General features: G+C 50.0%; 10 protein-coding genes. 1 reads left to right on the forward strand and 9 read right to left on the reverse strand.

Annotation, left to right across the window (positions count from 1 at the left end):
• Positions 1–6 precede the first annotated feature (6 nt).
• Complete coding sequence (locus tag PGR91_RS12715) at positions 7–2,751, forward strand: alpha-L-rhamnosidase (protein WP_219618099.1); 2,745 nt, start codon at positions 7–9, stop codon at positions 2,749–2,751.
• A gap of 155 nt (positions 2,752–2,906) precedes the next feature.
• On the opposite strand, the gene PGR91_RS12720 is transcribed toward PGR91_RS12715, so the two are convergent.
• The 9 genes from PGR91_RS12720 to PGR91_RS12760 form a co-directional block, all read right to left on the reverse strand.
• The gene (locus PGR91_RS12720) at positions 2,907–4,037 is read right to left on the reverse strand and encodes a glycosyltransferase family 4 protein (protein ID WP_101574011.1); all 1,131 of its coding nucleotides are present in this window, start codon (positions 4,035–4,037) and stop codon (positions 2,907–2,909) included.
• Between the two features lie 175 nt (positions 4,038–4,212).
• On the reverse strand, positions 4,213–5,352 hold the full coding sequence (locus PGR91_RS12725; protein ID WP_101574009.1) for a glycoside hydrolase family 99-like domain-containing protein: 1,140 nt from the start codon (positions 5,350–5,352) through the stop codon (positions 4,213–4,215).
• Positions 5,349–6,470: a glycosyltransferase family 4 protein gene (locus PGR91_RS12730; RefSeq protein WP_101574007.1), complete on the reverse strand. Its 1,122-nt coding sequence runs from the start codon at positions 6,468–6,470 to the stop codon at positions 5,349–5,351. Before PGR91_RS12730 ends, PGR91_RS12725 begins: the two co-directional genes overlap by 4 nt.
• Positions 6,463–7,545 (reverse strand): EpsG family protein, encoded by a 1,083-nt coding sequence (locus PGR91_RS12735; RefSeq protein WP_180951586.1) that lies wholly within the window; start codon positions 7,543–7,545, stop codon positions 6,463–6,465. Before PGR91_RS12735 ends, PGR91_RS12730 begins: the two co-directional genes overlap by 8 nt.
• Positions 7,546–7,782: 237 nt before the next feature.
• Positions 7,783–8,907: a polysaccharide pyruvyl transferase family protein gene (locus PGR91_RS12740; protein ID WP_145996583.1), complete on the reverse strand. Its 1,125-nt coding sequence runs from the start codon at positions 8,905–8,907 to the stop codon at positions 7,783–7,785.
• 37 nt (positions 8,908–8,944) lie between these two features.
• Positions 8,945–10,681, reverse strand: a complete 1,737-nt coding sequence (locus tag PGR91_RS12745; protein WP_101574002.1) for a thiamine pyrophosphate-binding protein — start codon at positions 10,679–10,681, stop codon at positions 8,945–8,947.
• A 35-nt stretch (positions 10,682–10,716) separates the two neighbouring features.
• Positions 10,717–11,826 carry an NAD-dependent epimerase/dehydratase family protein gene (locus PGR91_RS12750; protein ID WP_101574001.1) on the reverse strand — a complete coding sequence of 370 codons (1,110 nt, stop codon included), beginning with the start codon at positions 11,824–11,826 and terminating at the stop codon, positions 10,717–10,719.
• A 154-nt stretch (positions 11,827–11,980) separates the two neighbouring features.
• Positions 11,981–13,495, reverse strand: a complete 1,515-nt coding sequence (locus tag PGR91_RS12755; protein WP_118458262.1) for an oligosaccharide flippase family protein — start codon at positions 13,493–13,495, stop codon at positions 11,981–11,983.
• 183 nt (positions 13,496–13,678) lie between these two features.
• A complete protein-coding gene (locus PGR91_RS12760; RefSeq protein ID WP_101573997.1) occupies positions 13,679–14,533 on the reverse strand; it encodes a hypothetical protein in 855 nt (284 codons plus the stop codon).
• Positions 14,534–14,566 lie beyond the last annotated feature (33 nt).

The following is a 14,566-nucleotide window of genomic DNA, read 5'->3' on the forward strand; positions in this document are numbered from 1 at the left end:
TTACCCATGAAAAAACTATTGTTATCCGCCCTGCTGCTACTGACCGGCAGCCTATTTGCGAACGAGCGCATAGCCCGCCTCCGCTGCGAAGAGATGACCGACCCGATCGGGATCGACGTATTGCAGCCGCGGCTGAGCTGGGAACTCGAATCCGACCGGCGGGGCGTGCTTCAGACGGCTTACCGGATCCTCGTCGCTACGGACAAGACTCTGCTCGACCGCGACCAGGGCGACATGTGGGATTCGGGAGAGATCGAAAGCGACGCGACGTCGGGGATAAAATATGCGGGAAAGCCGCTGCAGCGCAACAGCTATTACTACTGGAAGGTAAAAGCGAATACCAACAAAGGAGAAACGGCATGGAGCGAACCGGCGCTATGGCAGGTCGGGCTTCTTCAATTCCAAGACTGGGTCGGCCAATGGATCGGTTTCGACCGCCGCTTCCCGTGGGACGGCGATCCGCAAGGTTCGCGACTCTCCGCACGCTACTTCCGCAAAGAGTTCGACTGCGACAAGGAGATCCGTTCGGCGACGGCTTATATCATCGGGCTCGGATTTTACGAACTTCGCATCAACGGCCGAAAAATAGGCGACCGGGTACTGGCTCCCGTACAGACCGAATTTACCAAAAACGTAAAGTACAATGCATTCGACGTAACGGACGCGCTGAAACGCGGCCGCAACGCGATCGGCATAGTCCTCGGAAACGGTATGTATTTCACGATGCAGCAGTTCCAGCAAGCGTTCAAAATAAAAAACTTCGGCTATCCGAAAGTACTGTTCAACCTGGCGATCACCTACGCCGACGGCTCCTCGAGAGTGATCTTCACGAACGACTCGTGGAAGGGAACGGCCGACGGCCCCATCCGGGCCAACAACCTGTACGACGGCGAAGAGTACGACGCGACCCGGGAGTTTCCGGGCTGGGACGCGCCGGGATTCGACGACGGCGGATGGCTGCAGGCCGAGTTCGTCCAGGAGCCGGGCGGAACCTACGAGGCGCAGACGACCGACCCGATGAAGGTCGTAAAAGAACTCGCCCCCGTCTCCGTAACGGAGAAAACGGACGGCCGGTTCATCGTCGATTTCGGGCAAAACCTGACGGGATGGATGCGTTTCAGCGTCCGCGGAGAGCGCGGACAGACTGTCCGGCTGAGATACGCCGAATCGCTCGACGAAAACGGAGAGCTATTCACGGCCAACCTCCGGAGCGCCAAAGCCGAAGGGTTGTACACCCTGCGGGGCGGCGAACGAGAAACCTACGAACCGGCTTTTACGTACTACGGTTTCCGATTCGTCGAAGTCTCCGGTTATCCCGGACAATGCGACCCGTCCGATTTCACGGCCTGCATGGTCTCCGACGATATGCGTACGGTAGGCAGTTTCAAAACCTCGGACGAGTTGCTCAACAGGATCTACCGCAATGCCTGGTGGGGCATTGCGGGCAACTACAAGGGAATGCCGGTGGATTGTCCGCAGCGCAACGAAAAACAGCCGTGGCTGGGCGACCGGGGAGTAGCCGCTCTGGGAGAGAATTTCGTGTTCGACAATGCGAAGCTCTATCGCAAGTTGCTCGACGACCTGAAAAGGGCGCAGAAAGCGGACGGTTCGCTGCCGGACCTGGCGCCCGACTTCTGGCGCTATTTCAGCGACAACATGACCTGGCCCGGAGTCATGCTGATCATAGCGGACATGCTTTATACCCAGACGGGAGACCTCTCCGCCGTATCGGATCATTACGATGCCATGAAGAAATGGCTGGCCTACATGAAAGGGCGTTACATGACCGCGGAGTATATCGTCAGCAGGGACGTCTACGGCGACTGGTGCGCGCCTCCCTCTACGGCCGAGGCCGGGAAAGGATTGAGCGGGAACGTAAAAAAACCGAACCCGCTCCTATCCACGGCATACTATTATCATTTCACCGGACTGATGCAAAAATTCGCCGAACTGACCGGCAGGCCGCAGGATAAAGCCTATTACGCCGAGCTGGGCGAAAACATCAAAAACGGATTCAACCGCAGGTTCTACCGTTCCGAGGACGGCTATTACGACAATGGGGAACTCACATCCAACCTGTTGCCGGTAGCGTTCGGAATGGTGCCGGCGGAAGAACTGCCCCGCGTGACCGCTTACGTCGGCGACCTCGTCGAGGTGAAGAATCGGGGCCACCTGAGTACGGGCGTCATCGGCACCCAATGGCTGATGAAAACGCTTTCGGGCATCGGCCGTCCGGATCTCGCGCTCGGCATCGCCCTCAAAAAGACCTACCCGAGTTGGGGTTATATGATAACGCATGGCGCCACGACGATCTGGGAGCTCTGGAATTTCGATACGGCCGCACCCGATATGAATTCGCAAAACCACGTGATGATGCTCGGCGACCTGCTGGTATGGTTTTACGAGAACCTTGCAGGCATCCGAACCGATCCCGCGAAACCGGCCTTCCGGCGGATCGTCATGAATCCCGACTTTCCCGAAGGACTCGACTTCGTCGAAGCGTCCCACCATTCGGTTTCCGGAAAAATAGAGAGCAGGTGGCGGCGGACGAAGCGCAAAAAAACGGAATGGAATATCCGGATACCGGCCAATTGCAGCGCCGAGGTGCACTTCCCCGCAGCGGCGAGGGAAAAGATCACCGAATCGGGACATACCGTCGCGGCGGACGACGAAAACATCAGGTATCGGGGCACCGTAAACGGCAAACAGGTGTTCGAAGTGCTGTCCGGCGAATATAGCTTCGTATTTTAACCCGATTTACAAACGACGATCAATCAAAATCGCCTGAGGCCGATGGCCTCAGGCGATTTTGATCCGCATACCGGAAAAAATAAATACGAATATTTTGCCCACTGAGCGGAACCGCCCTCAAGTCGGATATACAAGCCGGCCCGTTCGGGACGCCCTCATGTCACCGGCATTTTACGCTGTTCCCGATAAACTTTTTTGTAACGATCGGTCATAAGTTCGCTCGTAAACAGGGCATATGCCCGTTTGCGGGCCGCTTGTCCGAAAGAATCCCGAAGTTCCGGGTGCCGGATCAGGGTCATCATATTTTTCGCCAAAGCCTGCGGATCACGCGGATTGCATAACAGTCCGGTTTCTCCGTCCGAAACGACCTCGGGAATACCTTCCACGTTGGTCGCAACTACCGGAAGCCCGTAATGGGCGGCTTCGACGAAAATCAATCCGAAAGATTCGTAGATCGAAGACATCGCAAAAATATCGTGCGAAACATAGAACGATGAAACATCTTGCTGCCATCCGGCCAAATCGATACTGGCCGTCAAACCATTGTCTCGGATAAAACGCTTGCACTCCCCGTATTTTTCGCCGTCTCCGACCATAGTAAACTTTGCGTCGGGGTATTCCCCGATAAGGATTTTCGCCGCTTCGAGAAAAGTCAGAGGGTCTTTCGGCGTATCCAGCCTGCCGACAAAAAGAATCCGGGGCGTCGTTCCTTTCTGAGAAACCGGAAGATGTCCCGGATAAGCGGAAAAATCTATCCCGTTATAAACGGTCGAAACTTTACGGGCGCACCATTTGAAATATTTGCTGTAATAACGGTTGACCAGGATGATTCTGTCGCAAAACAACGACGCAAACATCTCGCATCCCCAGTAAAACAGCCACCGGGGAAGCCCGACGAATTTATGAAAGGCCAGTCCGTGCACGGTATGTATTACCCGCGGCGTACGGGCCAACGTCGCCGCTATGCGCCCGACCACACCCGGTTTCGTGGAATGGGTATGTACGATGTCAAATCTTTCCCGCCGGCATAACCGATAAATCTCCCGGACAGCTCCGATATCCGACAATCCGATCGCTCGCTTCATTTTATTCGAGTAGATAACCCGAACGCCGGCTCTCCGGAATTCTCTTTCACACTGCTCCCGATCGCCGACGTCCGTCGAATCGCTGAAAAGTATCCATTTGTCATACTGGCTATCGGGCAGACTCTTCATAATCTCCAGAGATACGCGTTGTACGCCGGATAATTTCGGAAGCACCTGAATGTGCAGAATTTTTGTTTTCATAATTGATATATGCACCGAACAGTCCTATACGGGCAGCAACAACGCGGCGCCGATACAGGACTATCCTGTATTATTTGTTCGATTGAATTTTAAAGCCGAATGTAAACAGGGACAATAACTAGCGAAACAGAATACCGAAAGTCATAACAGAGATTCAATCGGCAACCTGCGCATCCTACAGCGCACTCAGATTTTGATTCACACGCTTTACGATCTCCAGATAACGGTAACCGTTTCTCAAGTCGGGTTCAAGATAAGCGCCTTCCGACCATTCGTTCCATGCATTGAAAAACACATAAGGAGAGTCGTGCTCCCGCGCCTTTTTCATGAGTTCGGTCAGGTTGTTTTCCATGGAGTCGAAAGAGAGCCCCCGGTATATTTTTGCCTTGTTTTTGTAGCGGGCCGTATTATCCCAGTCAAAAAACGCCGTTTCATAAATATCGACAGACTCTTTGAATTCGGGACAATAAGCATTTTTTAAAATCACCTCCCACAATTCATTCGCATCGATGATTTGATAGCTGCGTATACTTTGATTGATTTTACGCAAATAATTTTGAATGCTTTCCGGGAGTTTGCGCAGCCAGTAAAAACGATCCGTTAGATTCTGATGTTTGAAATGTTTCGAACCGAAGGCTTCCCGTGGCTGCGTTTTTAACAAACCATCATATGATTTTAGAAAATCGCAGGAAGGATATTGGTGTCCTTTGACGGCCATCAGGTATAAACCGGGCAGGCCGCTTTCTTCCGCCCATTTACGCCAGTATCCGAACATTTCCTGCGTATTCGCAATAATAAACGGCTGATAAATCAACAATAAAGGCTTATTGTCGATGCGGATTGCCCGCTCGTCTTTGAAAAACGGCAACAGGTAATCGAAATGCCTGCGCCACAGATCTACATTGTCCGTATGATTCTGTTGTATCAATACCGCTTCGGGATGTCCTATCCATGCCCGTGTCCAGGTCTCGTTGGCCCAGGTCAGACAAAACGGAATATCAATCTGCTTATGTTCCAGAAAAGTCTCCAGCGGCTTCTCCAGCATCAATTTACCGTCGAACCAATAATGATAAAAAGAAAATCCTCCGACACCGTATTCCGAAGCCAGCCGAGCCTGTTTGGCAAGCGTCTCTTTATCACAGGGGTTGTAATAGTTTCCATCTATGGGGATACGGGGTTGATAGTGTCCGTTAAACAGCGGTTTTGCATTTTGCACCAGTTGCCAATCATGAAATCCGGCCCCCCACCACACGTCGTTTTCCGGAATAGCGTGAAACTGAGGGAAATAAAATGCAATAAGTTTCGGAATAGTCATAATATGTCTTTTATCGTTAGTTCAAACTGATGATTGAGATTTAGAAGGCGGACTTTATCATATCCGTTAGAAGACAGCCTGTTGCGAAGCCCTTCCTCCTGTAATGCTTCCAAACACTTATACAATTCGTCTTCGTCGGACGGGTCGAAAAACAGGCACTCTTCTCCGGTCAGTATCTCGTGCAAACCGGTTTCCGTCGTCGTAATGACCGCCTTCCGCTGGCTCATGGCTTCCAAAACAGTCAATCCCCACGATTCGTTCAGCGAAGGCTGGACAAGCATATCGATATCGGCAAAAAAGCCGGACACATCGTTTTGAAAAGCCCGGAACTCGGTAAACGTCTCTACATGAAGCGTACGGGCCAAATCCTGCAATTCATGCAGGCAAGGCCCGCTTCCGCATATCAGCAAATAAGGAGGATCCTGCGGATGAGAAGTATGCAACCGCGCATAAGACCGCACGAGCGCAGCGACGTTCTTCCCCGGAATCAAAGCCCCCAGATAACCGATCGTGAGAGCCGTTCCTGTTTTCTTCGAAACCGTTAAAGGCAGCTCTTTCAACGGAGGATAAGCAATCCTGTAAACGGGGAAATCGCACGCTAATTTTTGACTCCATAACCTACGGCACCGTTCGGTCACGAATACGGGAGTGATATTGGATGCCGTAAACAGTTTTCGATAGGTCGAAATCATCCAGCGGGGGAGGTAATCGGTATGTGCATTGGGCTGCTCATGAATATGCCACAGACAGCGTTTCCCCGTAATGTAAGCGACCCATGCTCCGGGGAAATTAACAGCGCTGTTCACATAAATCCGATCGGTCTTGCGGAACAGGCAGACAGCGATAAGCCACAAAATCGTCGGAAGGCTGTACAGGAGAACAATCAATGTCTTTAATGAGCCCGAAGCTATATTCCGGTAAGGCAATGCGCAACATCGCCTTACGGTTTCCGAACGAAGCGCTGTTCTGAAAAGGGAACCCGTTCCCAGCGGGTAATATACATCCGTTTCATACCGGGAAGAATCCGACAACACGTTGTTGATCGCGTGCGCCAGCACGGTCTCCGCCCCTCCCATATAACCCGAATGCGCGACGATGAGGAGCCGGGTTTTAGTCATTATTTTCACGATTCATCAATTCGTACAAACGCTCCTCGCCGTTACTGGGGAGCTTAAAGATTTTATGCACGATGTAATTCTGGTACGGCGAAAAAGTCGGGATCGAAAAGAAATAATTCTGACATTGATACCAGTTGACAAAAACGAAAACTACGAAGGTCAACTGCCGGATCAATTTCCGGGATACGATCTCGAATAACAGCGGAAATCCCATCGTCATGCCCAACGACATGTAAAAGCCCAATCGCATATCCAGTTCGACGGATTCCCACAATACGTTTCTGAGCAGCACAAAAAGGAAAAGCAGATTCAATATAATATTGAAATAAGGAAAACGTTCCGCCAGTTTATTTCGGTTATATACGATGACAAAGAGTATGGCCAGGTAGAAGAATACTTTAATATTGATCGGCCAGGGTTCTATATCGGAAGTCGTATAATACAATACCTTGTATAGTATATTCGACGAGAAAAGCGGTGAAATCAGATATTCGGTTATCCAACCTATAATCGGCAACTGCAAACCGATTACCAGCAATCCTGCCACGGACGTTCCCACGATCAGCCGGGACGATATTTTTTTATTCAAAAAGAAATATAACGGATAAACGATGATCACCGACACATGAAAAGTCGCAGCTAACAGGATACAAAGCGTATAACGCCAAAACTGGCGCCTGTAAATATATCGAAGCGCCACGAAAAATACATTCAATGCGATGGCCTGTCTCAATCCGCTCATATCCATTTGAAAATAGATGAAAGCGAAGTAAGTCAACAATCCGAGGTATTTATAATCGGGCAGATAATCTTCGAATGAACGGAATAACAGTAAAGTCGTACAGAAAGAGATAAACAGAAACATGTAATTGACATCCACTCCCAACGAAATGAATATGGAATTAATAAACAGATACCCCGGTTCGATCATCGGCACATCGAACGTACCCGTATGCAATAAATGGCTGAGATCGGAGGAACTGTCGAAAATCCGGACATACGCCAGGTAATCCGTCCCCGTTTCATACCTCCATCCGGCCGTAAACCAGAAAAAGATAAACAACAAAAATTGCAATCCCCGTTTAGTTTCCGGAGACAAACGACCGTGCAGCGAGAGGCTGCAGCATACGACGATAAATAAGAAAAAAATGAGGTAGTACATCCGAATAAATGCCGCTCTATCGATTACGGCAAGCGTTCGCCATGCGGCCGATGCTTTTGATCAATCTTATGGGGAGAACGTACAGCCTGCCCCGAATTCCCCGGAACCGACGTCGACAGACGACTTCGAGGCATATATGCCGGGCACTATTTACGCTCCCAGCCAATAGTCGAATTTTAGGGATATGTCGTTCCCCGTTTGTTTCAAATAATCGTTGATCGCCCGGATGTCCAGCGGGTCGAGTAAAATATCGAGTGAATTTTTATAAATCCTTTCGGTCAGATGCACCGCCGACAGCGTATCGAAGATACGATCGTTCATCCGCGTAAAAGACCCGGCCAACGGAATGACGACGAACGGTTTATTGAAAATAATACTGAACACCATTCCATGGAACGAATTGGTGACGACGTACCGGGCATTCCGGATCAGACTGAGCCACTCGTCCACATTGGGATAGATTTTGTCGTATGCGTCCTGCCGTCCCTGACTTGCGACGTATTTCACCTCGATATGCCGGCTTCGAGCCCAAGCATAAACTTCGGCCACATCGAAATCGATTTCATTGCCGAGCAGGTAAAGCAGCAGGTAATCCTGCGAATATAGGCACGGGGCGGCTATCGACGAATAATCGTGCACGGACAACAGCAAAGTAGGATCGGGTACCAATGAAGCGTCGCTGCGTCCCAACTCCCTGCATATTTCCACGCCCTGTCGCTCCCGCAATGCCAGTACGTCGAACCCGGATATGTACCGTTTAATCTTTTTCCGGAGGCTCCCGGCGAGTTTCATACCGCCGAACGACGGCGCATAAGCAATTTTTTTGCAACCTTCCGGCACGAACATCAGGTAATAGACCGGATCGACCGATCCCCAGACCTGATCGCTTCCGGCGATGTATGCATCCGCCCCGGGCGGATCGGTGAAAATATCATATTGATCATAGACTCTCGAAGTGACCGCAATAAAGCGCTCTTTGAATGTCGAAAAATGACGCGGATGGGCAGCATTCTCCTGCCTCACGATCCGGTTCATTTCTTTAAATCGCTGCGAAAAACGGAATTCCTTCCGACGGAATAACCGTAGCGAGATCTTCCTGACGATTCTACACGGAAGAGACAAAACCCATTTCAGGTTTATTTTCCGTCCGGGCGCATATCTTATCAGAAAAGCATCGTGCCCTTTATCCCGCAGAAAACGCTGAAGAGCATAACACTGAAGTATTTGACCGTAATTATCCTCGCTGTTCCAGAAAGTTACGATTCCAATTTTCATATTCTGCAAATATTCTTATGAGACAAAAAGCCAATAGTTACCGGCCCAGCGTTTTTTTGATGAAACTTTTTTGTTTTTCGCTCATAACCGATCGTGCGAAATCCACCAACTTCCCTGTCGTATTCTGTTCGACGGAGCGAATGGCGCGAAGGGCATCGCTCTCGTCCCCGCTGTCGGTAAACACTTCGAAAAGCATCGGCCGGGCGGCCGGTTCAGGAGAGAGGAACCGCTCGTACAGCGCTTCGAATTCATTTTTGTCCGAAGCGCACATGTATTCGAATCCGAGATCTTCCGCATAGTGCCGGATCAATGCCTGCGATTTGTTGCCAAAATGCCCTGCCGCTGCGATATAAGGATCGGCTTCGTCTCCGAAAAGAGCTCCAGGATGGTCATACTGACGAAATTCGGTTCCCCGGCCGTTATTGATTATCAAAATCCGGACATTGTTGCCGACATGACGATTTCCGACCGCATTCATATCGTAGAAAAACGCAAGATCGCCGAAAATACCGAAACAAAGTCGGGTCGGGTCGGCCAACGAAGCCCCGATCAGCGAAGAGACGCCGCCGTCGATCCCGAACCCGCCGACGTTCGAATCGGAAAACACGGACTTCGGTATTTCGAAGAAATTCCACGATCGCAGCGTATTCAGAATGCCGAAATGCAACACGGAGTTCTCCGGAAGAAGAGGCGCCATTTTATACGCCGTCCAAACATTCGAAAAGGGCAAATTCTGCGGAATAGCGTCGTAAACTTTTTGATAAAGCGCCCGACAGTTTTTCAGATATTCATCGGAATGCCTATCGGATACACCGGCATAATGCCCGAAAAAATTCTGCTCGGACATTTCGAATACATAACGCAGTTTATGAAAGGTATCGCGGATCTCGCCGTCCTCGCTGACGCGCCATACAGTCCGAGCCGAAGGATAGTAAGACGCGGATACCTCTCCGATATGAATCAGCAAATCGACGCTGTTGGTTTCGGTTGTAAGCATCTTTTGATTCTGCACCAACGAATAAAGAACCCTGTATCTCCCTTTGTAATTACTCGTATGATCGCAGAAAACGACGGCATCGTGCGCCTCGCAGAATCGATCGACCGCCTCGGTCTGCTCCGAAGTCCATTTCGGATGGGAACCGACGAAAACGGCAACTTTACCTTCAGGAAATTCCGGAAACCGGTCTCCTGCACAAATCCTGTCGATCACGCGGACGGACGGCAGTTCCTTCACCGAATAATCCCTGCTGTAAGTGGTCGCCAAATTGATATGCGCCGGACCGCCGCCGCGATGCTTGAGGGCCAGGATCGCCTTATTGGCATTTATTTCGCAACTCCACGCTTCTTCCTCGTCCCTTACGGCCGGAAGCGAAACGCTTACATGAACGATATCGTTGAGCGGTCTGCTGCGATCGATTACCTGAGGTATATGATGCCCGACCCTGCCTTCGTACTGCGTCGACGTGATCGCCAGTACGGGCAACTTCCGGTAAAAGGCTTCGGTCAGCCCAGGAAGGTAATTTCTCGAAGCTGTAGCGCCCGTACAGCTCAAGACGACCGGCTCGCCGGACTCTGCCGCCAGACCGCACGCCATATAGGCCGCCGAACGCTCATCGACCGAAGAATAGATCTCGAAATAGGGATCCTGCTGTATCGAAGCGACGAACGTTATGTTCGTAGCGCCCGGAGATGCTATGATTTTACGGATGTTATTAGCTTTCAACAGAGCGATCACGATCTGCGCATTGCGTTCGGAGGTGTAATACTTTTCCATGATATTTGTCTGACGATTATCGAAAAAAGGATCAATTACCGTTTGATAAGTTTTCGTATGAGTTCAAATAAATTACGGGGCATATACCTTGCCGCCAGATACGCCAAGCGGAATTTTACGGACGGAATCTCACGAAGCGGAGTCCGTTCGCCCGTGATTCTGTCGCAACGGGCTTCCGCCGTCCAAACGATCTGCGCGAACCGCGGATTCCGAACAAAACGTTCCAGACAGAACCGCAATCCGTCGGCCGGTTTCGTAAAACCGGCCGTGTCGCAGAACCGGTCGATTTGCGTATTGTCGAATTTGCGATCATACCATCTGTCATATCGCACCTGATATTGCGTTTCCGGATTTTTCAGGTTGGGAGCCGCGTCAGGCATCACCACTCCGGGACGTGTCCCCAGATGAGTTTCAAGTACATCGAGGTATATTCCCAGCACATCGCTCCATCTGATCGCCTCCGCAGCAGTAACATGAAACGCACGGCCGTTAGCCGCCGGTTTTCCGGCAACAGCGGCTATACCGCACGCCACATCGTAACCATAGGTCAACGTAGTCATTTTTTCCGCGATATCTTTCGGAAAAACGATTTTTCTACCGTTCATAGCCCGGTATAGCCACTGCTCTTTTTCCAGTACGCCCAGTTGCAACCGTATTTCGCTGTAAGTTATATAAGGGCGGACGATCACCCAGTTCGTTTTTCCGGACTGCGACAGTAAATTTTCTTCGCGGGCCTTTGCAAGGGCGTATTCGTCGGTTCGCAGGTAAACTTCATCGTTTACGGTATCCAACAACCTCGGCGAGGTTTCGACGATCGGCTCGTTCGATCCGGCATAAACCCGGGCCGAACTCAAAAAAACATATTGTTTGCATACCGACAACAAGAAATCCACGCGCTCCCTGAATTCGTCGGGCGTATAAACCATAAAATCCACGATGCAGTCCCACTTCGCCCCCACAGGGACAAGCGATCGGACAAAGCCGATATCATGGGCATTTCCCCGTACGTACCGTATACAACCGTTTTCGACGGAGGGAAATTCTTTGCGGGTGGTAACCGTCAGTTCATTCGCAGGATCGGCCGCAAGGATCCCGACCAGGTGCGATCCCATGGCGCCGGTACCTCCCATAATTAAAATCCGCATACTTTTTCAGACATTTTACCGGCCTGTCAATTCGGAATGAAATAATCCGGACATGTATTCTACAAGGAGTCTCCGCCGAGAATTTCTTCTTAAAAAATACCGAAATGAACAACCATTCAGCAGACGCCTGTCTACGAGGCATCAACCGGACTACTCAGAGCCGTACTATTTTGCGAATAGGCTTTATGAACAGGTCGCGTTCATACTGATTCATTGAGAACCGATAGATACAGGGAAAATATATCAACGAAAAAACAACCGCAACACACAGGAAAGAGAGTACGCTGTCTACCGATACGTATTTCAACAAGATGAACGCGCCGACAGTAATGATCAACGGAGCGACACTCATCCGCGCGATCTCCGTCCAGAAAAGCGGTATATCCAAATGAATTTTGCGCTTATAATAGATATTCAACAGGATGCCATGTCCCAGCACGACCGCTACGGAAGTTACCGCCGCCACACCGAAAGCTCCGAACTGTCTGGCTGCCGGGATGGCCGCAGCCAGACTCGCCGCGGAAACCGCCAGAATAAGGATCGACCTGTATTTCATTTCATTCCTCGCCTGAAGAATCGTAATTCCCAGATTCTGAATCATCGGAATCAGGGTCGAAGCAAAAAACATCAACGCGATAACATAAGTTTCGTCATACCCTTCGCCGGCCCACAACGCGATAAACGGCCGCCCCAACAGAATAAAAGCAGACAGGACATATGCCAGTACGATGTACTGGATACGTCCGATACGAATAAACAGATCGGATACGGTCTGCTCCGACGCGCCGGTAGTGATCATTGCCGTAACTTTGGGTAGGAAAACGCCGGATATCGAGGTCGAAAACGAATAGTACATATCTTTCAGGTAAATCGCTACGGCAAAAACGGCCACGGCTGCGGTGCCGACGGTGGCTCCCAACACAAACTGCCCCGTACCCCAGTAAATGCGGTCCATAATCGCATTCAGAAATATCCAAAACGAATAAACGGTCACTTCCCGGAGAAACCCCCAGCGAAAACGTCCGAAAACGATCCGTATCCCGATTTTGCGACGACAGTAATAATAATTCAACAACAGTGTAACGAGATTGAACAGCGTTTGCACGACTACCATCGCTACGGCCCGATACCCCATTTTCAACAAACAGATCATCACGACGGTGTTAAGCAAGATGCGGACGATCTGAACGACTTTCTGAAAAATAAAATCTTCGTAAGCCGTAACAACGGCTCCGAAAATACTCAGAGGAAAAGTGACGGCCAAATTAAAAATCAAAATGATCATCAACACCTTAGCCCGTTCGACCTCAACGACGGTCATCGTATCTCCGAACAATGCTTCGACATTGAAATACAGTCCCAAGCCGGCTCCGAATGCAAGTATACCGATCACCGAATAGAGGATCAGAAACATTCCGAACATGGCGTATTGCTCCTGCTGTCTGCCTTCCGCGCGAAATTTAGCCGTATAACGGATAATAGCATTTCCAAAGCCGAAATCCATGATCGTCAGATAGGCGATCACAGACGCCACGAGCGAATAAAGACCGTATTCGCTCTGCCCCATCATCCGCAGCATATAGGGCGTATAAAGCAGCCCGACCAGCGAGTTCAGCCCGATCACTACGTAATTTAGAACGGCTCCGGCTTTCAGTTGATTTACGACCATCGGATTTTACCCATTACTATGTCCGAAAAATAAATCTTTTGTAACAGATATTGCATCCAGCACCGACGCATAAAGCGAGGAGACATTCTCGAAACACACCCAATATCATATCCCTATAAGGCCGGTACGAATGTCTCGTACCGCCCGAAAGACACGGGATTACCCCAATACGTACAGGCAAATTCATTCGGCCTCCTGCATTATTTCATGCTGCACCCTGTCCATAATATCGGAGCAACATTGCTCGACGGCGTAACTGGTAGCAAGATACCATGTATCGGTACGAGTCTCGACAGTATTCGCCACCCCTTCGATCAATCCGGCAATCCGCTTCGGCAGATCGTGCTCACAAGGGAACGCACCGGAAATCCGCAACAGATCATACCATGCCGTCAACAACGGAAGTTGTTCGGCGACAGCGTTCTCAGGAAGAACCAAACGTTTCTTATAATAGTTATACGCACGCAACACCGCATCGTGAAAACGATCGTCCCGGAAAGCATCGCTATAATTTTGCAGCAACTCGATCCTACGTACGGCTATTTCCTGAGGAAGTCTTCTCCAGCAACCCTTCGTATCCAGTTCGCCGACCCATTGCCCGCACTTTGCTCGGTAAAACGGGTAATAATCCAATTCCGTATTATCACCCATAACATTTCCCAACTCATAAGCTATACAGCGCAGTACATCCAACTCCTGTCCTGGATCGGGATCTTTCAAATAACTGTCTAAAAGTCGGTAATATAATCCGCTACATTCTTCGTCTTTTTTTCCGTAAACGCCCCATGCGGATTCTTTAACCAGGCGATACATCCGGCACAAACCATTAACCGAGGTACGATCCATGATCTGATAAAGAATGTCCATCTTGCGGATAATTTTATTGCAATTCAAATAATCACAAGACGACGCAACACAACACAACATACTAATCGACAAATACATACGAAGAAGAGCATCGATACGTACTTCGCTTTGTCCTTTTATGCGGTGATTACACAAAAACGGAAGCAATACCTGTAAATCTGTTTCGGTCATGGAAATTCCGGTTATGGCTGTTAAAATAAGAGA

Origin of the sequence: Candidatus Alistipes pullistercoris (assembly GCF_027665465.1) — a bacterium.
Lineage (GTDB): Bacteria > Bacteroidota > Bacteroidia > Bacteroidales > Rikenellaceae > Alistipes_A > Alistipes_A hominis.